Annotated in this window: 20 protein-coding genes; 11 read left to right on the top strand and 9 right to left on the bottom strand. The window is 61.8% G+C overall.

Annotated elements, in window-relative coordinates; genetic code table 11:
- Window positions 1-130: 130 nt before the first annotated feature.
- From FF124_RS12565 to FF124_RS12545, 5 genes are all read right to left on the bottom strand, one after another.
- The gene (locus tag FF124_RS12565) at window positions 131-976 is read right to left on the bottom strand and encodes a carbohydrate ABC transporter permease (protein ID WP_138748836.1); all 846 of its coding nucleotides are present in this window, start codon (window positions 974-976) and stop codon (window positions 131-133) included.
- A complete protein-coding gene (locus FF124_RS12560) occupies window positions 973-1914 on the bottom strand; it encodes a carbohydrate ABC transporter permease (RefSeq protein ID WP_138748835.1) in 942 nt (313 codons plus the stop codon). Before FF124_RS12560 ends, FF124_RS12565 begins: the two co-directional genes overlap by 4 nt.
- Entirely contained in the window at window positions 1907-3034 is a 1128-nt protein-coding gene (locus FF124_RS12555) for an ABC transporter ATP-binding protein (protein WP_138748834.1), read from the bottom strand. Before FF124_RS12555 ends, FF124_RS12560 begins: the two co-directional genes overlap by 8 nt.
- A gap of 231 nt (window positions 3035-3265) precedes the next feature.
- Window positions 3266-4780 (bottom strand): arabinosylfuranosidase ArfA, encoded by a 1515-nt coding sequence (arfA, locus tag FF124_RS12550; protein WP_138748833.1) that lies wholly within the window; start codon window positions 4778-4780, stop codon window positions 3266-3268.
- Between the two features lie 126 nt (window positions 4781-4906).
- Window positions 4907-5833, bottom strand: a complete 927-nt coding sequence (locus FF124_RS12545; RefSeq protein WP_138748832.1) for an ArsR/SmtB family transcription factor — start codon at window positions 5831-5833, stop codon at window positions 4907-4909.
- Window positions 5834-6169: 336 nt separating this feature from the next.
- Between FF124_RS12545 and FF124_RS12540 the strand changes: the two genes are divergently transcribed.
- The 7 genes from FF124_RS12540 to FF124_RS12510 all read left to right on the top strand — a co-directional run bounded on the left by FF124_RS12540 (window position 6170) and on the right by FF124_RS12510 (window position 14724).
- Window positions 6170-7156: a BMP family protein gene (locus FF124_RS12540; protein WP_138748831.1), complete on the top strand. Its 987-nt coding sequence runs from the start codon at window positions 6170-6172 to the stop codon at window positions 7154-7156.
- 9 nt (window positions 7157-7165) lie between these two features.
- Window positions 7166-8563, top strand: coding sequence for an amidase (locus tag FF124_RS12535; protein ID WP_138748830.1), 1398 nt, complete (start codon window positions 7166-7168; stop codon window positions 8561-8563).
- Window positions 8560-10077, top strand: a complete 1518-nt coding sequence (locus tag FF124_RS12530) for an ABC transporter ATP-binding protein (protein ID WP_138748829.1) — start codon at window positions 8560-8562, stop codon at window positions 10075-10077. The genes FF124_RS12535 and FF124_RS12530 overlap by 4 nt, the downstream gene beginning before the upstream one ends.
- On the top strand, window positions 10067-11116 hold the full coding sequence (locus tag FF124_RS12525) for an ABC transporter permease (RefSeq protein ID WP_138748828.1): 1050 nt from the start codon (window positions 10067-10069) through the stop codon (window positions 11114-11116). Before FF124_RS12530 ends, FF124_RS12525 begins: the two co-directional genes overlap by 11 nt.
- Window positions 11113-12057, top strand: coding sequence for an ABC transporter permease (locus FF124_RS12520; protein WP_138748827.1), 945 nt, complete (start codon window positions 11113-11115; stop codon window positions 12055-12057). The genes FF124_RS12525 and FF124_RS12520 overlap by 4 nt, the downstream gene beginning before the upstream one ends.
- 219 nt (window positions 12058-12276) lie before the next feature.
- Complete coding sequence (locus tag FF124_RS12515; protein ID WP_138748826.1) at window positions 12277-13572, top strand: amidohydrolase family protein; 1296 nt, start codon at window positions 12277-12279, stop codon at window positions 13570-13572.
- A 93-nt stretch (window positions 13573-13665) separates the two neighbouring features.
- The gene (locus FF124_RS12510) at window positions 13666-14724 is read left to right on the top strand and encodes an aldo/keto reductase (protein ID WP_138748825.1); all 1059 of its coding nucleotides are present in this window, start codon (window positions 13666-13668) and stop codon (window positions 14722-14724) included.
- A gap of 303 nt (window positions 14725-15027) precedes the next feature.
- On the opposite strand, the gene FF124_RS12505 is transcribed toward FF124_RS12510, so the two are convergent.
- From FF124_RS12505 to FF124_RS12490, 4 genes are all read right to left on the bottom strand, one after another.
- Window positions 15028-16059 carry an aldo/keto reductase gene (locus FF124_RS12505; RefSeq protein ID WP_138748824.1) on the bottom strand — a complete coding sequence of 344 codons (1032 nt, stop codon included), beginning with the start codon at window positions 16057-16059 and terminating at the stop codon, window positions 15028-15030.
- A gap of 56 nt (window positions 16060-16115) precedes the next feature.
- Window positions 16116-16757, bottom strand: a complete 642-nt coding sequence (locus FF124_RS12500; protein ID WP_138748823.1) for a ThuA domain-containing protein — start codon at window positions 16755-16757, stop codon at window positions 16116-16118.
- 67 nt (window positions 16758-16824) lie between these two features.
- Window positions 16825-17925 carry a Gfo/Idh/MocA family protein gene (locus tag FF124_RS12495; protein ID WP_138748822.1) on the bottom strand — a complete coding sequence of 367 codons (1101 nt, stop codon included), beginning with the start codon at window positions 17923-17925 and terminating at the stop codon, window positions 16825-16827.
- A gap of 41 nt (window positions 17926-17966) precedes the next feature.
- Complete coding sequence (locus FF124_RS12490; RefSeq protein ID WP_138748821.1) at window positions 17967-19166, bottom strand: ROK family transcriptional regulator; 1200 nt, start codon at window positions 19164-19166, stop codon at window positions 17967-17969.
- A 227-nt stretch (window positions 19167-19393) separates the two neighbouring features.
- On the opposite strand from FF124_RS12490, the gene FF124_RS12485 reads away from it, so the two are divergent.
- The 4 genes from FF124_RS12485 (at window position 19394) to FF124_RS12470 (ending at window position 23752) form a co-directional block, all read left to right on the top strand.
- Complete coding sequence (locus tag FF124_RS12485) at window positions 19394-20689, top strand: extracellular solute-binding protein (protein WP_138748820.1); 1296 nt, start codon at window positions 19394-19396, stop codon at window positions 20687-20689.
- 148 nt (window positions 20690-20837) lie between these two features.
- Window positions 20838-21776, top strand: a complete 939-nt coding sequence (locus FF124_RS12480) for a carbohydrate ABC transporter permease (protein ID WP_187326918.1) — start codon at window positions 20838-20840, stop codon at window positions 21774-21776.
- The gene (locus tag FF124_RS12475) at window positions 21769-22653 is read left to right on the top strand and encodes a carbohydrate ABC transporter permease (protein ID WP_138748819.1); all 885 of its coding nucleotides are present in this window, start codon (window positions 21769-21771) and stop codon (window positions 22651-22653) included. Before FF124_RS12480 ends, FF124_RS12475 begins: the two co-directional genes overlap by 8 nt.
- 22 nt (window positions 22654-22675) lie before the next feature.
- Window positions 22676-23752, top strand: a complete 1077-nt coding sequence (locus FF124_RS12470) for an ABC transporter ATP-binding protein (protein WP_138748818.1) — start codon at window positions 22676-22678, stop codon at window positions 23750-23752.
- Window positions 23753-23757 lie beyond the last annotated feature (5 nt).

Raw genomic sequence — 23757 nt, 5'->3', positions numbered from 1 at the left:
CTTTTTATTCACCCCGAAGGGCGATCCAAAATGCGGTTCGTTGTCCCCCGGCGACTTGAGCCGCCATATCGGGTATGCATTTTCCGGTTTTGTTTTTTGTGAGCGCGGACGGATATGCGCCCGCGCGACATCATTTCTCCGCCGAGCCGGAAACGGCGGTGACGATGTATTTCTGGAAAAACAGGTAGACGATCAGGATCGGCGCACTGGCAAAAACCGCCTGCGCCATCAGGAAGCCGAGGCCCTCCGACTGTGCGAAATTCGTCTGCGAGGAGGCGATGCCCACCGTCAGCGTGTACATCTCCTTGCGCGTTGCAGTGATCAGCGGCCAGAAATAGTCGTTCCAGGAAATCAGGAAGGTGAAGATGCCGAGCGTTGCCTGTGCCGGCAGCGTCAGGGGCAGCAGAACCTTCCAGAAGATCTTGAAACGGCTGGCATTGTCGAGCAGCGCCGCCTCGTCATATTCCTTCGGAATCGCGCGGAAGAACTGTGTCATCAGGAACACGCCGAAGGGCGCGGAGAGGCCGGGCAGGATCAGCGCGTAATACGTATTGTGAAGGCCGATCTCCGAGAAGATCTGGTGACGGGCGATCAGTACCGCCTGCTCGGGAATGGCAAGCCCCAGAAGCACGATGATGAAGATCGTGTTTCGGAACGGGAAATTGAGCCGGGCAAAGCCGTAGCCGGCAAGCGAGGTCAGCACGAGAATGCCGATCGTGACCGAGCCCGACACGATGACCGAGTTCAGCACCCACCGAAACACCGAGGAACTGCCGAAGATGTGGAGGTAGTTTACCAGCGTGTAGGGGCCGTGAAAAACCGAGTTCATGTTGGCCATGAGCTCGCTGTTGTCTTTCAGGGACAGGCCGATCACCCAGATCACCGGGGCGATCATGACGAGCGCCAGGACGATCACGGAACCGATGATCAGCCGGTCGCCGAGCGTGTTTTTCTTGGAAAGACCGAAGGAACTCATTGGGCATCTCCCTTCTTGCGCGAGACCATGAACTGCACCATTGCGGCGATCAGGATCAGCACAAAGAGGACTTCGGAAGCGGCAGCGCCGAGGCCGATATCCCAGCGGGTAAAGGCCATCTGGTAGATGTAGAGCACCATCGGCAGGGATTCGTTATTGGGGCCGCCATTGGTCATCAGCTTGGCCTGACCGAAGAGCTGGAACTGCATCACGATCTGGATGATGACCACAAGAATGACCGTGCGTTTGATCGAGGGCAGGGTGATATAGCGCAAGGTCCGCCATCGCCCGGCATTGTCGAGGGCTGCCGCCTCATAGATCTCTTTCGGGATCTGCTGAAGCGCCGAGAGATAGAGCATCATCGGCAGACCGATGCACCACCAGACCGTGGCAATCGCGATGCCGATCATCACCAGATCAGGATCGGAAAGAAAGGCGGGCGGCGTTGCGCCGAACCAGCCATAGATCGTGGCGAGCAGGCCGAACTGGCCGATGAAGACGATGCGCCAGATCAGCGTGACGATGGTAACCGACAGCACTGACGAGGAAAAATAAAATGTGCGCAGCGCGGCCGCCGTTTTGGTCTGGCGATTGAGCGCCAGCGCGAGACCAAGGCCGATCAGCGCCAGTGGCGGAACGCTCAAGAGCACGAAGTAAAACGTATTCCAGACGGCCTTCAGAAAAATGGCGTCGTTGAGCAGACGGTCATAATTGCCGAGGCCGATGAAGCGTCCGATGGAAAAGGCGTCTGCCCGGTGCAGGCTGAGCCAGATGTTCCAGAGCATCGGAAGCACGAGCAGGGTGACGAAGAAGACCATATAGGGCGCAATGAACAGCGCATTGCGCCAGCGCGGCGCGTTGATGTTGGCGGTTACCGTCTTCAGCCCCTTCCGCTCGTTGCGGGCGAGGGCCGCGCGGGTGGACTGGGCGTCAGACATGGTCGGTCTCCCGTCCGGCGGTCGCGGCTTCTCCTGCCGGGTGGTAGGCCTTGCCTTCGGCATCGAATAGGTGGCAGGCTGAGCCGTCGAAAGCCAGATGCACGGTGTCGCCGATCTTGGCGCGGCTTAGGCCGATATCTTCGGCGACGATGATGCTGTCGTCGGCCAGCCGTGTGTAGAGCAATGTGCGGTCGCCGAGACGTTCAAGCACGTCCACCTTGCCTTCGGTGGTGGCGTGTGCGGCATCGGCAACGCATTTGACGGCTTCGGCACGAATGCCGAGCTTCATTGTCTTTTCCGGCAAGTCTGCCGTCGCAATGCTGGTCTGCAGTTCAGCGCCATCGGGGAACTTCGTCCGGGCGAAACCGCCTTCATCGGTGATCTCGACATCGAGAAAATTCATCGTCGGCGATCCGACGAAGCGGGCGACGAATTCGCTCACTGGTCGGCTGTATATTTCCATCGGTTCGCCGATCTGTTCGATCTTGCGGTTGTTGAGCACCACGATCCGGTCGGCAAGGGTCATCGCCTCGATCTGGTCGTGGGTGACGAAGATCATGGTTGAGGCGACGCGGTTGCGAAGTTGGGCCAGCTCGACGCGGGTTCTCACCCTCAAAGCCGCATCGAGGTTCGACAGCGGTTCGTCGAAAAGGAAGGCTTCCGGTTCCTTGACGATGGCGCGGCCGATGGCAACGCGCTGGCGCTGACCGCCGGACAGCTGGTTGGGCTTGCGCTCCAGCAGGTGGCTGATTTCAAGCATGCGCGCGGCTTCTTTGATCCGCGCATCGATGACCGACTTCTCGACAGAGATATTCTTCAGCCCGAAGGCCATGTTTTCCGCGACACTCATATGCGGATAGATGGCGTAGTTCTGGAACACCATGGCAAGGCCGCGCTTGCCGGGCGGAAGGTTGTCGATGCGCTTGCCGTTGATGGCAATCTCGCCCTCGTCAACCGCCTCCAGTCCGGCGATCATGCGTAGAAGCGTCGATTTTCCGCAACCCGAGGGACCGAGAAAAACCATGAATTCATTCGCCGCGATCGACAACGATATGTTGTCGAGCACGGTGAGGCTGCCGTAGCGCTTGGTGATATTCTTGATTTCGATCTGAGCAGTCATTCTGCCGTTCTCCCCGGCCGTAAATCCCGGCCCTTCCGACGACTTTTCCTAAGCTCCCGCGTTTTCAGACACGCATGTCGCATGCCTGAAAACACATTGCCGGATCCTTGCGGAAACGGGGCGCTGCGCTTCCCATTGTTTCCTCCCGATGCATTTCCGGCGGCTAAGGGAACCCTAAGACAAATCGACCATTTGTCAACATGATTTCAGGTGTAAACCAGAAATCATGATTTACTTGAGTTTGATACGCACGAAACGATAGCTGAGCGGTGCGATGCTTGCCGTGAGGCCTCTGCCGCTGGGTGCGGCGTCGGATGCATCGGCCGGTGTGACGGCATCCGGCGTGGCTGCGGTGTTTGTCACGTTGATGTCTGAATGCGCGATCACCTTGTCGTCGAGGATCGTGTCGGCATCAAAGCCCTCAAGCGCGAGATCGATCTCGACCGCTTCGCTCTTGTGGCGGTTGACGAGGAAGAAGGAGAGCGTTCCATCCTCTTCGTCGTGGACGGCTGAGGCATCGACATAGGGTACGTCGCCGATGTCCTCGGTGTTGTAGCCGGGGCAGTCGATCGCAAGCTTCAGCGCTGTTCCGCGTCCGTAGCGGGAAGCGAAATAGTATGGATAGAAGATTGTCTGCCGCCAGGCCGCGCCGCCCGGCTCCGTCATGATCGGGGCGATGACGTTGACGAGCTGCGCGAGGCAGCCGATCTTGACCACGTCGGCGCGGTTGATGAAAGTGTTCAGGATGCAGCCAACCTGCAGCACATCCTCGAAATTATAGTCGTCTTCCAGAAGCGGCGGAGCAAAAGGCCAGCCGTCGTCGCCGGCTAGAGTTGCCTCGTCGCGTTTCTTCGAATGGTACCAGACGTTCCATTCATCGAAGGAGATAAAGACATCCTTCTTCGAGCGCTTCTTCGATTTCACATAGGCGATCACGCCGGCGACCGTGTCGATATAGTCGGCGAGCACCTTGGATTTGGCGAGATAGCGGGCCGTGTCTTTTTCGTAATTGTCGAAATACATATGCAGGGAGATGTAATCGACGGCATCATAGGTATGGTCGAGAACCGTGGCTTCCCATTCCGGGTAAGTCGGCATATTGGCGGATGAGGAGCCGCAGACGACCAGTTCGAGGTCGTTGTCGAACTGGCGCATGGCCTTGGCGGTTTCGTAAGCCAGGCGACCATATTCTTCCGCCGTCTTGTGGCCGGTTTGCCAGGGGCCGTCCATCTCGTTGCCGAGGCACCAGAGCTTGACATTCCAGGGTTCCTCGCGCCCGTTCCTGCGGCGCAGGTCCGACCATTCGCTGCCGCCCGGATGATTGACATATTCGAGGAAATTGCGGGCCTCGTTCAGCCCGCGCGTACCGAGATTGATCGCCAGCATCATCTCCGTGCCAACGGAATCGCACCATTTTGAGAACTCGTGGATGCCGACCTGGTTGCTTTCGGATGTATGCCAGGCGAGATCGAGGCGAACCGGGCGCTCTTCCTTCGGGCCGATACCGTCTTCCCAGTTATAGGCGGAGACGAAATTGCCGCCGGGATAGCGCACCACCGGCACGTCAAGCTCGCGTACCAGATCGATCACATCCTTGCGCATCCCGTTCTCGTCGGCCGTCGGGTGGTCCGGCTCGTAGATGCCGCTGTAGACGGCGCGACCCATGTGCTCGACAAACGACCCGTAAAGCCTCGGATCGATCTTGGAAATCGTGTAGTCTTTGTGGACGGTGATACCGGCGCGCATTGTGTCTCCTCCAAATCCCAGAATTTTGGTTTAAACCAATTTTCGTGATCAATAGAGACCTGTTTGCGCCCTGCGTCAAGCGGCTATGTTCAGGCAAACGGGAATTTTTCAAAGCCCTCGACGGGATTATTTGGTGGTGATCCTCAGGACAATGTCCTGATCGTAATTTCCAAAACCGCGGCCAAAAATATTGACGCCGCCGGGGTGGCGGGCGTCCTCGCGCACGCTGATCGACAGGCGGATGGAGTGGTGCCGATCGAGTTCGAGATCGGCGAGACAGATATCGGAGATCCTGACGCCGTCGACATAGGCACCGGTTTCGGTCACTCGAAAACGTTTCAGCATGCCGTATTGCGAGCCTTTGAGCTTCCACCAACCGGGGGTGAAGACACCGCGCCGGTCGCCGAAATCGCCCGGCGATGTCCACTGGCCGATATCGATGCCGTTGATGCCGATGGTAATGTCGGAGGGCCAGTCGGGATTGGTGCCTGGCACTTCGGAGGAGAGCTCCATGGAAAATTCGAGTTCGTCGACGGCGCGGTTGTCGAGCCTGGCATTGTTGGGAAACTGGTACTCCACCTTGCCCCGCGTGAACCAGATCAAACCGGCCTTCATCCGCGCGGGATCGAGGAAGGAATCGGGCACGTCCAGAAGCCCGATGATGCCCTCATTGGTGCAGAGCCCGCAGGGCGCGCTGACATCGAAGGCGGTATAAAGGCCGACCGGCATCGAAACCTCGATCCCGTCATTGCGGCGTTCCTCCGCGGCATCGCCGAAGACGATGACAACCTCATCATAAATGCTGGAACAAACCTTCTGGTTGCCCTTGCGCGCCCGCTGGCTCTCCGTGCGGATCAGGCCGGCCTCTTCCAGAAGCTGGACGCTGAGCGAGACGGTGGATTGCGGAAGCGCCAGCATCTCGCCGATTTCCTTGACGTTCAGCGCCCCCTTGCTGCGCAGGAGCTTGAGCACGGCAATGCGCGCCGGCGCGGCCAGGCCCTTGATGACATTCATGTCCCGTTCGGGGTCAACGACGAGGAAATTGCGCGGCATGGGTGAACTTCGCTACTGGCGGCCTGTGTCAGAAAACGTTCATATCAGGATTTTTGGCGCGGTCAAATCACCTTGGCTGCCGACCGCGCCCAACCGGCCGTTAAGTCCGACAATTCACAAATTGGTGCAAACCTTTGTCGGGGGATTGCGCCCACTTCGGTTCGTCTGCCTTATTTGGCTACCGGTAGGGCGATTCGGCTATCGGCTGCATCCACTTGAAAAAACACAAGGAAACGGCCGATTTGCACATTTCCTGTGCATTCGTCGATCTTGACACAAGATTGAGCGGCTTCTAGGATTTTGAACCAAATGGTCAAAGAGGGGTCTTTTTTTACAATGAAGAATGATTTTGTCCTGAGCCGTCGCGCTCTCCTGGCATCCACGCTCGTTTTCGGCGTCGTCGCCATGGCGCCGGCCCTCAGCGCCGCAGAGCCGCTGAAGGTCGCCGCCATTCACGCCTCGCCGGTTGAAAATGCCTGGAACTCGGTCATCCATCAGGCGCTTCTGGAAGCCGCCGAAGAGGGTGCGATCGAATATGTCTTTTCCGAAAGCGTTTCCGGCACGGACTATCCCCGCGCCATGCGGGAATATGCCGAGCAGGGCGTCGATCTGATCATCGGCGAATCCTATGCCGTTGAATCCGAAGCCCGTGAAGTGGCTGCAGACTATCCGGACACGCCCTTCGTCATGGGCTCCTCCGGCGGCCCGTCCGGCGACAATTTCGGCGTTTTCGGCACATGGAATCATGACGGCGCCTATCTCGCCGGCATGCTGGCCGGCACGCTGACGGAAACCAATGTCGTCGGTTCGGTCGGCGCCATGCCGATCCCGGAAGTCAACATGCTGATCAACGCCTTTGCCGAAGGCGTGAAGGAAACCAATCCGGACGCCGAGCATCACGTCACATTCATCGGCACCTTCTTCGATCCGCCCAAGGCGCGCGAAGCCGGTCTCGCCCAGATCGATCAGGGCGCCGACATTCTCTTCGGCGAGCGCATCGGCACGGCTGACGCGGCCAAGGAACGCGGCATTCTCGCCGTCGGTTCGCTGATCGATTACACGCCGCGCTATCCAGACACGGTCTTCGCCAACGCGCTTTGGGGCTTCCGCCCGATTGTCGATGCGGCGATCGCCGATGTCGAGGCCGGCAACCCGGTCGGCCAGAACTACACGGCCTTCGGCATGCTGAAGGACGGCGGCAGCGACATCGCGTTCGTTGAGGGCGTTGCCTCGCCGGAAGCGGTCGACGCCATGCTGGCCAAGCGTCAGGAAATCATCGACGGCACGTTCGAGGTTCCGCGCAACATGGACGAGCCGAAGTAAGGATTGCCCATGCAAGCCGACGCGACAGCGCTCGCCGCCGCGATCGGCAGGGGGGATATTTCGGCGCGGAAGGCGATGGAGGCATCGCTTTCCGCATCCGACACATGGGCGCATCTCGGCGCCCTTGCCGGCCGCAATCCTGAAGCAGGGCTTGCGGCCGCTGATCGTTTTGACAACCTTTCGGCGGATGAAAAGGCGGAGATGCCCTTTGGCGGGGTGCCGACCCTTGCCAAGGATCTCGGCGGACCTTTTTCCGGCCTTGCCGTCACCGCCGGCTCGCGCGCGCTGGGCGCCGGTGATGCCAGCGCTGACAGCGATATCGCCTTACGGTTCCGCAAGGCCGGGTTCTGCCTGTTCGGGCTGACCACGAGCCCCGAATTCGGCCTGTCGCTTGGCTGTGAGCCCGACAAAGGCCCGCTCTGCCCCAATCCGCTGGATGAGGCCCGCTCGCCCGGCGGTTCATCGGGTGGCGCTGCGGCTGCGGTTGCCGCCGGCATTGTCTCCATTGCCCATGCCACGGATGCGGGCGGCTCCATACGCGTGCCCGCCGCCTGCTGCGGTCTCGTCGGGCTCAAGCCGTCGCGCGGGGCAATGCCCGCCGGGCCTGGCTACGGCAATTACCTCGGCGGCATCGCCACCGAACTCGCCGTCTGTCGCTCTGTTCGGGATGCGGCCAGTGTGTTTCGCGCGATCTCCGGCAATGCGCGCGGTCCCTTTCCGCCGCCGGCTTTTGCCGACGTGCCCGAGGGCAGTCTGCGCATCGGCGTGCTGACCGAGACGGATGTCAGCGCTGATCCGGTGCGCCTCGGTGTACTTGAAGATGCTGCGAAGTCGCTTGAAGCAAGAGGGCACCGTCTTCGCGCCGTCGGCTGGGCCGATGTCGAAACGCCGGCACGCGCCAGCGCTTCCGCCTTTGCCGACATCGCGGCCGCCAATCTTGCCGAAACATCCGGCCGCTTCGGCCTCGACCTTGAGATGGTCGAACCGATGACGCGCGCCGTCATCGAACGTGGCCGGGCGATGCGGCCGGAAGAAGTCTGGTCGCTGACAAACGAGATGGCGCTCATTGCCCGCGATCTCTGGCGGCTGTTCGAGGACATCGACTGCCTTGTCTGCCCGATGCTGACGGATGCGCCGAAGCCTGTGGGCAGTTTTCCGACCGATCACGATGACTGGGAACTGCATTTTGAACGGATGCGCGCCTTTGCGCCGATTGCCGCCCTTGCCAACCTTTCCGGTTTTCCGGCAATGACATTGCCGTACGGGGCGGACGAGAATGGCCTGCCTTTGCCGGTTCAGATGATCGCGCCGATGGGCGCCGAGGCGGTCTTGCTGAAGCTTGCGGCAGAACTGGAAAACGAGAACCGCTGGCAGCACCGCTTTGCCATTGCAGGAGTTTGCGCATGAGAGAAACCGTGCTCGAGATTTCCGGCGTTTCCAAGCGCTTCGGCGACACGCTCGCCAATGACGATATCTCGTTGACGCTCGGCAAGGGCGAGGTGGTGGCGCTGCTCGGCGAAAACGGCGCGGGCAAGACGACGCTGATGAGCATTCTCTTCGGCCATTATGTGCCGGATACAGGTTCCGTTGCCGTCAATGGCGCGGTGCTGACGCCGGGCAGCCCGCGGGCGGCCATCCGCGCCGGTGTGGGCATGGTCCACCAGCATTTCTCGCTGGCGCCCAATCTCACGGTTCTGGAAAATGTGATGACCGGAACCGAAAGCCTGTTTTCCTTCGCTTCCGACACGAAATCCGCGCGCCGCAAGCTCGCCGATATCGCCGAACGCTTCGGCCTCGCCGTCAATCCGGATGCCCGCGTCGGCGATCTTTCCGTCGGCGAGCAGCAACGCGTCGAAATCCTGAAGGCGCTCTATAACGATGCGAAGATCCTGGTCCTCGACGAGCCGACGGCGGTGCTGACCGGGCCCGAAGCAGAAAAGCTCTTTGCCACGCTGAAGGAGATGGCAGCGCAGGGGCTTTCGCTGATCTTTATCTCCCACAAGCTGGATGAGGTGATGGCGGCGGCCGATCGCGTTGTCGTGCTGCGCGGCGGCCGGCAGGTGGCCGAGCGCAAGGCGGCTGAAACCAGCAAGGCGGAGCTTGCCGAACTCATGGTCGGCCGCAAGGTGGAGCGGCCCGTGCGCGAACCCGCGACCCCCGGTCCGGTCGTCCTCGAAGCCGTTGGCATAACGGTCCGGGTCGATGGCGTAGACCGGCTGAAATCGGTCGATTTCACGCTGCATGCGGGCGAGGTGCTCGGCATTATCGGCGTTTCCGGCAATGGTCAGGCGACGCTGGCCGCGCTCTTGAGCGGCACGGCAAAACGGGCATCGGGCGATCTCGTGCTTTTCGGCAGGGGCGTCGGCGATCTGACGGTGGCTGAGGCTATTTCCGAAGGGATTGGCCGCGTGCCGGAAGACCGCAATGGCGAGGGCGCCATCGGCGAAATGGCGATCTGGGAAAACGCCGTTCTGGAGCGCATTGCCGATTATGCGAAAAACGGTCTGGTGCAGCGCGGTGCGGCCATCGATTTTGCCAGCCAGATCATCGAGGCCTTCGATGTGCGCGGCGGCACGCCGACAAGCCGCACGCGGCTTCTGTCCGGCGGCAATATGCAAAAGCTCATTCTGGGCCGGAACCTGATCGAGCATCCGAAAATCCTGCTGGCGGCGCAGCCCGCGCGCGGGCTGGACGAGGGCGCGGTTGCCGCCGTGCATGAACGTATTCTGGAGGCGCGGCGGGCCGGCACGGCTGTGCTGCTGATTTCCGAAGACCTTGATGAGGTGATGGCGCTTGCCGATCGCATTCAGGCGATCGTCGGCGGCAGGCTGTCGCCGCCGGTTGCCGCCGAAGAGGCCAATACGCGGATGCTCGGCCTGATGATGGCCGGTGAATGGACGGAGAATGCCGATGCGGTTTGAACGGCGCGAAAATCGCCCGACGGCGCTCGTCATCGCAACGCCGCTGATTGCGGTGGCGGCAGCGCTTGGCATTGCCGGCATCCTCATTGCCCTTGCCGGCGCGCCGGTTCTGGAAGCCTACTGGAAGATCCTTGTCGGCGCCTTCGGTTCGAAACTCTCGATCACCGAGACCCTGACGCGGGCCACGCCGCTGATCCTGACAGGCCTTGCCGCAGCCGTCGCCTTTCGCGCGCGGCTCTGGAATATCGGCGGGGAGGGGCAATTCTATCTCGGCGCGATCGCCACCGCTGCCGTCGGCGCGCATCTGACCGCTGGCCTGCCGGGCTTCGTGCAGATGCCGATCCTGATGGCGTCCGGAGCTGTCGCCGGCATGATCCTGCTTCTGGTGCCGCTCTGGCTGAGGCTGCGCTTCTCCGTCGATGAGGTGGTCACCACGCTGCTTTTGAACTTCGTTGCCATCCTGTTTGTCTCCATGCTGATCGATACGGTGCTGAAGGATCCGATGGCCTTCGGCTGGCCGCAGTCGGAGGCGGTCGAACGCGCCGCTCGCCTGCCCAAGCTGGTCGATCGCTCGCGGTTGCATATCGGCCTTCTCGTGGCCGTTGCCTTTGCCTTCATCGTTCATTTCATCCAGTCGCGGACGACGTTCGGCATGCGATCGCGCGCGGCCGGTCTCAACCCGAAGGGTGCGGTCTTTGCCGGCGTGCCGCTCGGACGTACGCTGGTTCTGGTCGCCATGCTGTCCGGCGGGCTCGCAGGTCTTGCCGGCAGTATCGAGGTTCTGGGCGTCAAGGGCTATGTCACCACTGACCTCTCGCCCGGCTACGGCTATTCAGGCATCGTTGTCGCCATGCTCGCCAATCTTCATCCCATCGGCGTGGTGCTGGCCGCGCTGTTCACCGCCGTCATGTTCGTCGGTGCGGACGGCATGAGCCGCTCGCTCGGCATCCCGACCTATATCGCCGATGTCACCGTGGCGCTGTCGCTGATCTCCATGCTGGTCGCCGTCTTCTTCACGCAGTACAGGGTGCGCCGATGAACACGATTGTCGATATTCTGGCCTCCGCCGGTCTCTGGGGCGCCGTTCTGCGCATCGCGACGCCACTGATCCTCGGGACGCTTGGCGCGCTATTGTCGGAACGCTCCGGCGTGCTGAACCTCGGCATCGAGGGCATCATGACCTTCGGCGCGATGGTCGGCTGGTTGGCCGTCTTCAACGGCGCGGATCTCTGGACCGGGCTTTTTGTGGCAGCCCTTGGCGGCGCTGTCTTTGGCGCGCTGCATGCGCTTTTGACCGTCACGCTCGGGCTGTCGCAGCATGTCTCGGGCCTCGGGGTCACGCTGTTCGCCTCAAGCTTTGCCTATTATGTCTTTCGGCTGATGGTGCCGGTGTCCGGTTCGCCGCCCACGGTGGAACCGTTCCAGCCGATCGATATCCCGGGCCTGTCCGATCTGCCCTTCATCGGCCCCGCCTTTTTCACCCAGACCGCCCCGACCTATCTCGCCATCGCGCTGGCGATCCTTCTGGCCTATATCCTGGCGAAAACCCCGCTGGGCCTTGCCGTGCGTATGGCCGGCGAAAATCCGCATGCGGCGGAAGCCCAAGGCGTCAATCCGATGGTGATGCGCTATGGCGCGGTGATCGTCGGCAGTGCGCTGATGGGCGTGGGCGGCGCGTTTCTGACGCTTTCGGCCTTTAACTCCTTTTTCCCGACCATGGTTCAGGGGCGCGGCTGGATCTGCATCGCGCTCGTCGTCTTTGCCTCCTGGCGGCCGGAGCGGGCGTTGTTCGGGGCGCTGCTGTTTGCCTTTTTCGACGGCTTCCAGTTGCGCCTGCAGACCGCGCTCGATGGCGCCGTCCCCTATCAGATTTTCCTGATGATCCCCTATATCCTGTCAATCGCCGCGCTTGCCGTGATGGCGCGGCGCGCGCGCGTGCCGCAGGCGCTGATGCAGCCCTATCGACGCGGGGAGAGGTGAGGGGATAATTCGATAGTCAATCTCTCCCATTGAGGGAGAGATGCCCCGAGAGGGGCAGAGAGGGGTGAACCCTCTCGGGAAATTCGGAGTATGCGGGTGATGCCGATACCCCTCTGTCTCTTTCGCGACATCTCCCCCTCAAGGGGGGAGATCGATCGCGGCAAGGTTCCGAGACAATAGAACGGCCGGAATTACCGGTGACATGCAAAGGCCAGGACCATGTTCGACATCATCATCAAAAACGCCAATCTTCCTGACGGTCGCAGGGGCATCGATCTCGGCATTGCCGGCGGCAAGATCGTCGCCATCGAGAAGAGCCTTCCAGCCGAGGCCGTCGAGATCATCGATGCGACCAACCGGCTGGTCTCGCCGCCCTTTGTCGATCCGCATTTCCATATGGATGCGACGCTGTCGCTCGGCCTGCCGCGCATGAACGTTTCCGGCACGCTTCTGGAAGGCATCGCGCTTTGGGGCGAGTTGCGGCCGACGCTGACGAAAGAGGCGCTGATCGAGCGTGCGCTTGCCTATTGCGATCTCGCCGTCAGCCAGGGCCTTTTACATATCCGCACCCACGTGGATACATCCGACCCGAAACTGGTGACCGTCGAGGCGATGCTGGAACTGAAGGAGAAGGTCGCCCCCTATATCGACCTGCAACTCGTCGCCTTCCCGCAGGACGGCTATTATCGCGCCGAAGACGGCGTCAAATCGCTGGAGCGGGCGCTCGACATGGGCGTCGATGTCGTCGGCGGCATTCCGCATTTCGAACGCACCATGGCCGGTGGCGCAAGATCGGTGGAGGCGCTTTGCCGCATTGCCGCCGAGCGCGGCCTGCCGGTCGACATGCATTGCGACGAGACCGACGACCCGATGTCGCGCCATATCGAGACGCTTGCCGCCGAGACCGTGCGCCACGGCCTGCAAGGGCGGGTAGCGGGGTCGCATCTGACCTCGATGCATTCGATGGACAATTACTATGTCTCCAAACTGATCCCGCTGATGGCGGAGGCAAAAATCAACGCCATTCCCAATCCGCTGATCAACATCATGCTGCAGGGCCGCCACGACACCTTCCCGAAGCGGCGCGGCATGACGCGGGTGCGCGAACTGCTGGAAGCCGGCATCAATGTCGCCTTCGGCCATGATTGCGTGATGGACCCGTGGTATTCCATGGGTTCCGGCGACATGCTGGAAGTCGGTCACATGGCCGTGCATGTGGCGCAGATGTCGGGCGTGGAAGACAAGAAGGCGATTTTCGACTGCATCACCGTCAATTCGGCAAAGGCGCTGGGGCTTGAGGGCTATGGTCTTGAGACCGGCAACCCGGCGAACCTCGTCATCCTTCAGGCCGAGGACGTGGTGGAGGCGTTGCGTCTGAAGCCGACGCGGCTTGCCGTGCTGCGCGAGGGCCGGGTGATCGCGAAGACCGCGCCGAAGCTAGCCAGCCTGTCGCTGCCCGGGCGACCCGCCGAGATCGACAGCGGCATCAACCCGACGGGGCGGCCAGCCTTTTGATGATCTGAACAAATGGCCGGCGAAACCGTTTCGCCGGAGGCACGTCATTTCGGACGGGACAATCAATTTCGCAAAACCGGAAAGGAAAAGCGTATGCAGTACCGCACACTCGGCCGTTCGGGTCTGAAAGTCTCCGCGCTCACGCTTGGCACCATGACCTTCGGCGGCAAGGCTGCCTTCTCCAAGACCGGAAACACCGATCTTCAAGGGGCGAAGCGCCAGATCGACATGTGTGTCGATGCCGGCGTCAACATGATCGATACGGCTGACGTCTATTCAGCCGGCGTTTCGGAGGAGATCATTGGCGAGGCGATCGCCGACAAGCGCGACCGGTTGCTGCTCGCCACCAAGGCGCGGTTTCCCGCCTTCGAGCAGGGGCCGAACGATCGCGGCCTCTCGCGCCACCATCTGGTGCGCGCCTGCGAGGCGAGCCTCAAGCGGTTGAAGACCGATTACATCGACATGTACTGGCTGCACCAGTGGGACGGTCAGACGCCGGTGGAAGAAACGCTCGCAGCCCTCGACGATCTCGTTCGCGCCGGCAAGATCCGCTATGTCGGCGTTTCCAATTTCTCCGGCTGGCATCTGATGAAGACGCTGGGTGTTGCCGAGCGAGAAGGATTGGTGCGGCCCGTGGCGCAGCAGATCCACTACACGCTGCAGGCGCGTGAGGCTGAATATGAACTGATGCCGATCGCGCTCGATCAGGAAGTCGGCATTGTCGTCTGGTCGCCGCTGGCCGGCGGGCTTCTTTCCGGCAAATACCGCCGCAACCAGCCGGAGCCCGAGGGTACGCGCCGCGCCGCCGAATGGAACGAACCGCCGGTGCGCGATATCGAGGCGCTTTATGACATCGTCGAGGTGCTGATCGATATCGCTTCCGCCAAGGGCGCGACGCCGGCGCAGGTGGCGCTCGCCTGGCTTCTGGCGCGTCCGGGCGTGGCCTCGCTCATCGTCGGAGCGCGCACCGATGCGCAGCTTGAAGACAATCTCGGTGCTGCCGGACTGACGCTGAACGACGAGGAGATGGCGAGGCTCGAGGCGGTCAGCCGGCCGCCGCTCATCTATCCCTATTGGCACCAGACCTGGACGGCCTCCGACCGTCTGTCGAAGGCCGACCTGGCGCTGATCGCGCCGTTCCTGGAGGGCTGACGGGCCGTCAGCGTAACGGCTCGCACTTGGGAAGGGCAAGTCTTTCAGCAAATCGAAGGCCTGGCAAACCCTGCCACAGTTTTTTGACCAATTGCCCATCAGATACTTCCGTCATGCCGGGCTCGATCCGGCATCCAGGGCCAAGCAATTTTGGCTATCCACTTGCATCCTTCGGGCGCAAGGCGTTCGGCAGCCCTGGACCCCGGCTCAAGGCCGGGGTGACGGAAAAGGGGGAGGCGGGCTCCGGATGTCCCTAAAAGGGTTTGTCAGCAGTCTGGCGCCGCCAAGATGGCCGCGTTCCTGTTACCGCCCGCCCTCGATCTTGCGGAAGCGCTGGGCGACGCCGGCCGGACCGTAAGGATAATCCGGCATGGTCTGGGTGCTGACCTCGGTGAGCCGACCGATTTCCGCGTCCGAAAGCTTCAGGTCTGCCGCGCCGAGATTGTCGGCAAGTTGGGCCTCCGTGCGCGCGCCCAGAATGACGGAGGTGACCGAAGGTTGGTCGGCAAGCCAGGCGAGCGCCACCTGAGCCATGCTGGCGTTGTGGGCGTCCGCGATGTCCTCCAGCGCGCCCAGAACCTCCCAGGTCACGGATTTGGCATTGTGCTTGTCATAGGCCTCCATGCCGCGCGCCGGATTTTCGCCGAGCCGGGTGGCGCCGCTCGGCATCTGGTCGCGCTTGTACTTGCCGGAAAGCCAGCCGCCGGCGAGCGGCGACCAGGGCAGGAGCCCCATGCCCGCATCCTCGCAGGCCGGTACGATCTCGTGCTCGATGCCGCGCGCCAGAAGATTATATTGCGGCTGCAGCGTTACCGGGGCGGCGAAGCCGCTCGATTTCGCGATCCAGACCGCCTTGGTCAACTGCCAGCCGATGAAGTTGGAAAAGCCGTAATAGGCGATCTTGCCGCTCGAAATGGCGTCATCGAGAAAGCGTAGCGATTCCTCCAGCGGCGTCAACGCGTCCCATGCGTGAAGCTGGTAGAGGTCGATCTGCTCGACGCCGAGGCGGACAAGCGAGGCATCGAGCGCCTCGGCCAGGTTCTTGCGCGAAAGACCGATGCGGTTCGGACCGTCGCCCATGGGAAACCGCGCCTTGGTGGCAATCACCAGCTCCTTGGTGATATCCGGCTTCTGCTTCAGCCAGCGGCCGACGATTTCCTCCGAGAGGCCGGTCGAATAGACATTGGCGGTGTCGATGAAATTGCCGCCGGCTGCCACATAGGCATCCATCAGGCGAAAGGATGTCGCCTCGTCGGCCTCGTCGCCAAAGGTCATGGTCCCAAGGCAGAGATTGGTGACGACCGTGCCGCTGTTTCCAAGCCTGCGATATTCCATGATATTCTCCTGTTTTCTGAGCGAAGACCGGTGGGTGACCTTCGCCTATTGCAATGTCAGCGCGCCGCCCAGTTGGCGCCGCGACGGAAGATGGTCGCCATCTCCGGAACCTGAAACTCGCTCGCCACATGGCCGAGCGAGGAATAGAAGACCCGGCCCTTGCCGTGACGCCGTTTCCAGACCACGGGCATGACCACGCCGTCGATCCATTCGGCATGGTCGCCGGCAAAGGTGGTCGTGGCCAGGACCTCGTTAGAGGGGTCCACATGCATGTAATACTGTTCTGAAGTGTAGGGGAAATCCGAGATGCCTTCCATGATCGGATCGTCCGGCTTCGTCACATTCACCCGGTAGTCGATGATGTTGCCTGGGTGGGCGACCCATTGGCCGCCGATGATGAACTGGTAGTCGACTGAATCGCGGAAGGCGTCACCCGCCCCGCCGTGATAGCCGGCAATGCCGACGCCGCTCTCCACGGCGGCGGAAAGGTTCTTCACCTCCTCCTTCTCGATCTTCGACATGGTCACGATCGGCACGATCAGGCTCAGATCCTTGATCTGCGGGTCGGCGAAGGCCTCGGTGGAATGCTCCACATAGACCTTGAACCCATCCTCCTGCAGCATGTCGCGGATGATATGGGCGCATTCCTCTGGCTCGTGACCGCTCCAGCCGCCCCAGACGATAAGTGCTTCGCGCATGATTGTTCTCCTTCATCTTCGGCCGTTCAGGAAGCCCGGCCGGTTTGAAATCTTCCCGGCGCTCGACCTATTTGCCGAGCACGCCGTTGACGAGTGAATCCGACAGCGGCGCCGGTCGCTCGACGGTCGTTGAGATCGCGACGGTCTTTCCGGTCTCGGCGGCAATGCCGAAGGCCTCCATCACCTCCAGCACGTGCAGCGCCAGATCGCCATTGGCTCTGTGCGGCCTGTCGTTGCGGATCGCATAGGCCATGTCGGCAAGGCCGATGGATCGGTAATTGTCGTCCGCATAGGGCTGATCGACGGGGTAGTCCTCGAATTCGCCGCCCTTTTTGAGAAGCGAGATCGGCCCCTTGAAGAAATTGGGGTCCGGCACGAGCAGCGTGCCTTCCGTGCCATAGATCTCGATCGGCACATGCTTGTGGCCGGCGACATCGAAGCTCATCGTCACCTGCACCACCGCACCGTTTTCAAACGAAAGCACGCCGGCGATATGGGTCGGCACCTTGACCTGGATGATCTCGCCCCGGCGCGGCTCGCTGGTGATCGTGCGCTCCCGGCGCAGCATGGTGGCAAAGCCCGCGACGCTTTTGACCGGGCCGAAGAGATTGACGAGGTCGGTGATGTAATAGGGGCCCATGTCGAGCATCGGGCCGCCGCCGATATCGTAGTAGAAGTCCGGGTTCGGGTGCCAGGACTCGTGTCCCGGCCGCATAAAGCTCGCGGTGCCGCCGACGGCAAGGCCGAGGGCGCCGCTGTCGACGACCGCACGGGAGGTCTGGTGTCCGCCGCCAAGAAAGGTGTCGGGCGCCGCGCCGATCCTCAGTCCTGCCTTTTTCGCCGCCTCGGCAAGTTTTTTCCCTTCCGCGAAATTAATGCCGAGCGGCTTTTCCGAATAAGTGTGCTTTCCGGCCGCAAGCGCCTTCAGGCCGACCTCTACATGGGCGCGCGGAATGGTGAGGTTGAGGATGATCTCGACCTTGGGTTCCCTCATCAGCCGGTCGATCGTGCTCACCGGTACGTTGAATTCGGCCGCCTTTGCTTCGGCGGCAGCCTGGTTGAGGTCGGCAATGCCGCGGATTTCGAGAATGTCGAACCCGGCCATCGCCTTCAGGTAGGCGCCCGAAATATTGCCGCATCCGATGATGCCGATCCCTACTCTTTCCATCTTTCACTCCTCCCGAAAGTTGAAACTCCGCCGCGCCTTCCTCAAAGCGCGGGGCCGGTCGTGTTCCATGGCGATTCATAAAGTTCGTGGAGCGCGACGGCCGCCGCCCCGCGCGCCCAGAAGAAATCGTCCGCGTCGTCGAAGACGAGTTCGCTGACATCGGCGAGGGACGGGGGTATCGCGCTGTTGAAACCGTCCGTCAGACGGTCGATAAATGGCTTGCCGAGCGCGAGGCTGGAGCCCACCAGAATGACGCGCGGCGGTGCAAACAGGGTAACGATATTGGCGACCGTGACGCCGACGGCCTCGCCGGCGCGTTCTGCAGCAGAGGTGATCTGCGCGTCCTTCGCCGCAATCAGCGTCTGCGCGTGGGAAATGCCGCGGCCGAGCCGGATCGCATCGGCGTAAAGCCCCTCGCGCGGGCCGTCGCCGAGGATGGCGTTTTCGCCGGCAAGGCTTGCCAGCCGCGAAATGCCGTCTGCGCTGCTGCCGAGCACGAGGTCGCCGAGATTGTGGCTGAGCCCGCCCGCACCGCGGAAAAGTTCACGATTGTGCAGAACGCCAAGCCCGAGCGTGCGTTCCAGCGAGATCAGCACCATGTCGTCCAGATGGCGGGCCTTGCCGAACCAGTGATGGGCAAGCGTCACGGCATGGACATCGCTTTCCACGATCGTGCGGATGGCAAAGCGCGGCGACATGACGGCAGCGAAATCCACATTCTCGTCGCTGAAGATCGGGCTTGAGCGCACAATGCCGGTGCGGTGCTCGACCACGCCCGGAATGCCGAGACAGATCATGTCGATCTCGGCAAGCGTCAGCCCGGTATCCATCACGCAGGCGCGCACGCCGTCCTCGACCAGATCGGCAATCACGTCGATCGGCATGCGGTCGATGCGCACCGGCAGCGAGAATTCCGACAGCACCTCGCCGGAGAAATTGGCGACGACGAAGGTCATGCGGGTGGCGGCGATCTTCGCGCCGACAATGCGCGAGGCTTCTGGGTTGAGTTCCAGCATGACCCGGGGGCGGCCGCGCGCGGCCGCGTTGCGCAGATCGCCTTCGTGGCGCGAGAGGATGAGGCCGTCATCGATCAGCGAGGCGGTGATGGCGGAAACCGTGCTGGTCGAAAGCTCCGTGCGTTTGCTGATCTCAATGCGCGAGATCGGTCCGTGGCGCCGGATCGCGTCCAGCACGCTCAACCGGTTGATTGCTCGCATCAATTCAGGATCAGCAGTCTTCATGAGGGCTCGCCGGGCAGGTTCGGGACAGGCGTTATTTTTTCCGCAACGCGAAATAATTAACAAGCGTTTTTTAGTCCCGAAGACACGTTCCATGCAAGCGGTTTTTGCATTGATTGCCCAAATATAAGGCATATTGCCCGATATTCATCAAATACCGGTTGACAAAATTCAGGTCCCGCCGGATATTTAATCCGGATACTGAGAAAAGTGCTTTGGGAGGAGTGCAAATGTCAGGACTACGCAAATGGCTGCGTCACAGCGCGGCCGTTGCCGTGAGCATTGCCGCTCTGGCAGCGACCAGCGCGACGGCATCCGCTGATACGACCATCAAATGGCTGCATCTGGAAAACCAGGAGCCGGTGCTCGAGCTCTGGAACCAGATTGTCGACGAATACGAACAGGCCAATCCCGGCGTGACGATCGACATGCAATTCCTCGAAAATCAGGCGTTCAAGGCCAAACTGCCGACGCTTTTGCAGTCGTCGGAAATCCCGAGCATGTTCTATACGTGGGGCGGCGGCGTGTTGAAGGCGCAGGGCGAGACCGGCGTGCTGCGTGACATCACCCCGGCGCTTGATGCCGACGGCGGCAAATGGCGCAACCAGCTCAATGCCTCGTCCATCGATGGGATGACGATCGACGGCAAGGTCTGGGCAGCGCCCACGCAGACGGGCGTCGTTTCCTTTTTCTACAACAAGGAACTCTTCGACAAGGCCGGCGTGGACGGCGCCCAGATCAAGACCTGGGATGACTTCATTGGCGCCGTGAAGACGCTCAAGGATGCCGGCATAACCCCGATCGCCGGCGGCGGTGGCGACAAGTGGCCGCTTCATTTCTACTGGAGCTACCTCGCCATGCGCGAGGCGGGCCAGGACGGCTTTGCCGCAGCCAAGGCCGGCGAGGGCGACGGTTTTGCCGGAGAGCCCTTTGTCAAGGCTGGCGAGCTTGCCGCGGAACTCGGCGCGCTCGAGCCGTTCCAGAACGGCTATCTCGGCGCCACCTGGAATGATGCGCTTGCCGCTTATGGCGATGGCCGCGCGGCGATGATCCTCTCCTTCGAGAGCACCGGCCGCACGCAGGCAAGCAATTCGACCGACGGCAAGGGACTGGCCGAAGACAATATCGGCATCTTTCCCTTCCCGGTGATCGAAGGTACGCCGGGCGTTGTCACCGACAATCTCGGCGGCCTGACCGGCTGGGCCGTAACCAAGGATGCGCCGCCCGAAACGGAAGGCTTCCTCGAATACTTCACCAGCCCCGATGTCGCCAAGCGCTGGAGCGCCGTCGCCAAGACCATTCCGGTCACGAAGGGCGTGGCCGAAACCATCACCGATCCCCTGCTGAAGGTCAGCGCGGAGGCGCTTGCCAAGGAGACCTGGCACCAGAACTATCTTGACCAGGATCTCGGTCCCAATGTCGGCGCGGTCGTCAACGACATGAGCGTGGCGATCATGTCCGGGCAGATTTCGCCCGAAGATGCGGCGCAGCAGATCCAGGACACGTTCGAACTGGAAAACATGTAAGCCCGGTCTGCGGGCTCCGGCTGAGCGGAGCCCGCGTCCTCTGCCTTGCGGTGACCTGAGTTGCTGCAGCTTTCCGCTGCGGCCTTCGGTGTCCTGCCCAAGGGAAATGGCGCTTCCACGCCGCCGAAAAGCTCGCGGGAACATCCGTATGACGACGACCGACTCCATTCTGCCGCCGCCTGTCGGCGCGGCACCTCCGGGCAGACCCAGACGGCGGCGTTCGCTCGCCCACACCAAGCTGCCGGTGCTGGTGATCTTCCTGCCGCCGGCCTTGCTGCTCTTCACCGTGCTGGTGATCTTGCCGATGGGCGAAGCGGCCTGGTACTCCTTCTTTCATTGGAACGGTTACGGCGCTCCCTCGAAATGGGTGGATCTGCGCAACTACCAGCTCATTTTCCGCAACGCCGCCTTCAAGACGGCGCTGATCAACAACTTCCTCATCATCTTCGTCTCGATCGTCATTCAGTTGCCGCTGGCGCTGTGGCTTGCGACCATGGTGACCAAGCGGATCAAGGGCGCCCTGTTCTTCCGGCTGATCTTCTTCCTGCCCTATGTGTTGGCCGATGTCGCCGCCGGCATGATCTGGCGCTTCGTCTACGACGGCGATTTCGGTCTGGTCGCGGGCATCTGGCATTTCTTCGGCGCCGAGCCGCCGTTCCTGCTGGCCGATCCCGACACCGCCATGCCGGCAATCCTCGCCGTCGTCGTGTGGAAATATTTCGGCTTCCACATGATGCTGTTCATCGCCGGCCTGCAGGCGATCGACCGCAGCATTCTGGAGGCCGCCGATATCGATGGCGCCACCGGCTGGCAGAAGTTCCGGCTGGTGACGCTGCCCATGCTCGGCTCGACCGTCAGGCTTTCCGTCTTCTTCGCCGTCATCGGCTCGCTGCAGCTCTTCGATCTGATCATGCCGCTGACGGGCGGCGGCCCGGCGAACTCGACCCAGACCATGGTGACCTTCCTTTACAATTTCGGCGTCACCCGCATGCAGGTCGGGTTCGGCAGCGCCGTCGGCGTCATCCTGTTCGTCATCTGCGTCACGCTGGCCTTCGGCTACAAACGGATATTCATGAAAAATGACTGAGATCTCCGAAAACGCACCGATCGATGCCGCGAAATCGGGCGGCGAGGGCCGAAAACTCTCCGTCAGCACGCAGACCTATGTCTATGTCTCGCTGCTGATCGTCGCCGGGATCGTCGTCGTGCCGCTTTTGACCACGGCGCTCGGCGGCTTCAAGACCCTGCCGGACCTGCGCGGAAATCCCTTCGGCCTGCCGAACGAATGGCAGTGGAGCAACTATACGGATATTCTCCTGTCGCAGCGCTACTGGCTGCAGATGGGCAATTCGCTGCTGATCGCGGCGGTGACCGTGTTCCTGACCATCGTCTTCGCCGCCTGCGCCGCCTTCTGCTTCGCCCATGTGCGCTTCTTCGGCGCCGACTACCTGCTCAACTATTTTCTCATCGGCCTGATGTTTCCGGCGGCGACGGCCATTCTGCCGCTCTATATCCGCATCCGCGACCTCGGCCTGCTCGACACCTATTGGGGCGTGATCCTGCCGCAGGTCGCCTTCGGCCTCGGCATGAGCATCCTTCTGTTCCGCAACTATTTCCGCAACCTGCCGGAGGAATTGTTCGACGCCGCCTTTGTTGATGGCTGCGGCTATATCGGCTTTTTCTGGCACGTGACCATGCCCTTGTCGCGGCCGATCATTGCGACCGTCGGCATCATCTCTTTCGTGCAGAGCTGGAACAGCTACATCATTCCGCTGATCATGCTGAACACGGAAAACCGCTACCCCTGGCCGCTCGGGATCATGGTTTACAAGGGCGAGTTCGCAACCGAGTGGCAACTCGTGCTCGCCTTCATCACGCTCACCATCCTGCCGACGGTGATCGCCTTCTTCGTTGCGCAGAAACACATCATTGCCGGGCTCACCGCCGGCGCCGTCAAGTCGTGAACCATCGGGGAGCTTGATCAATATGGCATCCGTCACCCTCAACACTGTCAGAAAGTCCTACGGCGCGCTCGAGGTGATCCACGGCGTTTCGCTCGACATTCAGGATGGCGAGTTCGTTGCCCTGGTCGGGCCTTCCGGCTGCGGCAAGTCCACGCTTTTGCGGATGATTGCCGGGCTTGAGGAAATCACCGGCGGCGACATTTCGATCGGCGGCGAGATCGTCAACGACCTGACGCCGCGCGAGCGCAACATCGCCATGGTGTTCCAGTCCTATGCGCTCTATCCGCACATGACGGTGGCTGAAAACATGGGCTTCAACCTGCGCCTTGCCAAGCGCCCCAAGGCGGAAATCGAGGAACGGGTGGGGGAGGCGGCGCGCATGCTCGACCTGACGGCGCTTCTGGATCGCAAGCCTTCGCAGCTTTCCGGCGGCCAGCGCCAGCGCGTTGCCATGGGTCGCGCCGTGGTGCGCAATCCGGCCGTCTTCCTGTTCGACGAGCCGCTGTCGAACCTTGATGCCAAGCTCAGGGTGCAGATGCGTTCGGAGATCAAGACGCTGCACCAGCGTGTCGAGACCACATCCATCTATGTGACCCACGACCAGATCGAGGCTATGACGCTGGCCGACCGCGTGGTGGTTCTGAACAAGGGGCATATCGAGCAGCAGGGCACGCCGCTCGAACTCTACAAGAAACCGGCGAACCTGTTTGTTGCCGCCTTCATCGGCTCGCCGGCGATGAACCTTCTGCCGGCGGTGATCGAGGCGGCAGACGGCGTGCCCTCGGTGCGCTTTTCCGACGGCACGCTGCTGCCGATCTCGAAGAACCACCACGGCATCGCCCGCGGCCAGAAGGTGACGGTCGGGCTCAGGCCCGAACATCTGAACCCGGATATCGGCGATGGCGCGGTGATCAAGGGGACCGCGCTTCTGGTGGAGCCGACGGGCGCGCAGAGCCATGTCGTCTTCGAACTCGGCGGCCAGCAGGTCACCGCGATCGTCGACGGCGAGCGCGAGATCCATCACGACGACCCGTTCGAGGCAAAGATCGATCCCGAACGGGTTCACATTTTCGATGCGGAAACCGGCGCTGCGCTTTGAGGCCA

This window comes from Martelella lutilitoris, assembly GCF_005924265.1.
GTDB classification, from domain to species: domain Bacteria; phylum Pseudomonadota; class Alphaproteobacteria; order Rhizobiales; family Rhizobiaceae; genus Martelella; species Martelella lutilitoris.
This window is presented reverse-complemented; position numbering and strand designations above follow the sequence as displayed.

Bases quoted from the DNA above. Each gene is read 5' to 3' on its own strand.
- FF124_RS12505 (WP_138748824.1), bottom strand. From the start codon at position 16,059: ATGGAATATCGCAGGCTTGGAAACAGCGGCACGGTCGTCACCAATCTC.
- FF124_RS12560 (WP_138748835.1), bottom strand. From the start codon at position 1,914: ATGTCTGACGCCCAGTCCACCCGCGCGGCCCTCGCCCGCAACGAGCGG.
- FF124_RS12525 (WP_138748828.1), top strand. From the start codon at position 10,067: ATGCGGTTTGAACGGCGCGAAAATCGCCCGACGGCGCTCGTCATCGCA.
- FF124_RS12555 (WP_138748834.1), bottom strand. From the start codon at position 3,034: ATGACTGCTCAGATCGAAATCAAGAATATCACCAAGCGCTACGGCAGC.
- FF124_RS12545 (WP_138748832.1), bottom strand. From the start codon at position 5,833: ATGCCGCGCAATTTCCTCGTCGTTGACCCCGAACGGGACATGAATGTC.
- FF124_RS12530 (WP_138748829.1), top strand. From the start codon at position 8,560: ATGAGAGAAACCGTGCTCGAGATTTCCGGCGTTTCCAAGCGCTTCGGC.
- FF124_RS12490 (WP_138748821.1), bottom strand. From the start codon at position 19,166: ATGAAGACTGCTGATCCTGAATTGATGCGAGCAATCAACCGGTTGAGC.
- FF124_RS12495 (WP_138748822.1), bottom strand. From the start codon at position 17,925: ATGGAAAGAGTAGGGATCGGCATCATCGGATGCGGCAATATTTCGGGC.
- FF124_RS12540 (WP_138748831.1), top strand. From the start codon at position 6,170: ATGAAGAATGATTTTGTCCTGAGCCGTCGCGCTCTCCTGGCATCCACG.
- FF124_RS12485 (WP_138748820.1), top strand. From the start codon at position 19,394: ATGTCAGGACTACGCAAATGGCTGCGTCACAGCGCGGCCGTTGCCGTG.
- FF124_RS12565 (WP_138748836.1), bottom strand. From the start codon at position 976: ATGAGTTCCTTCGGTCTTTCCAAGAAAAACACGCTCGGCGACCGGCTG.
- FF124_RS12535 (WP_138748830.1), top strand. From the start codon at position 7,166: ATGCAAGCCGACGCGACAGCGCTCGCCGCCGCGATCGGCAGGGGGGAT.
- FF124_RS12520 (WP_138748827.1), top strand. From the start codon at position 11,113: ATGAACACGATTGTCGATATTCTGGCCTCCGCCGGTCTCTGGGGCGCC.
- FF124_RS12510 (WP_138748825.1), top strand. From the start codon at position 13,666: ATGCAGTACCGCACACTCGGCCGTTCGGGTCTGAAAGTCTCCGCGCTC.
- FF124_RS12475 (WP_138748819.1), top strand. From the start codon at position 21,769: ATGACTGAGATCTCCGAAAACGCACCGATCGATGCCGCGAAATCGGGC.
- FF124_RS12515 (WP_138748826.1), top strand. From the start codon at position 12,277: ATGTTCGACATCATCATCAAAAACGCCAATCTTCCTGACGGTCGCAGG.
- arfA (WP_138748833.1), bottom strand. From the start codon at position 4,780: ATGCGCGCCGGTATCACCGTCCACAAAGACTACACGATTTCCAAGATC.
- FF124_RS12500 (WP_138748823.1), bottom strand. From the start codon at position 16,757: ATGCGCGAAGCACTTATCGTCTGGGGCGGCTGGAGCGGTCACGAGCCA.
- FF124_RS12470 (WP_138748818.1), top strand. From the start codon at position 22,676: ATGGCATCCGTCACCCTCAACACTGTCAGAAAGTCCTACGGCGCGCTC.
- FF124_RS12480 (WP_187326918.1), top strand. From the start codon at position 20,838: ATGACGACGACCGACTCCATTCTGCCGCCGCCTGTCGGCGCGGCACCT.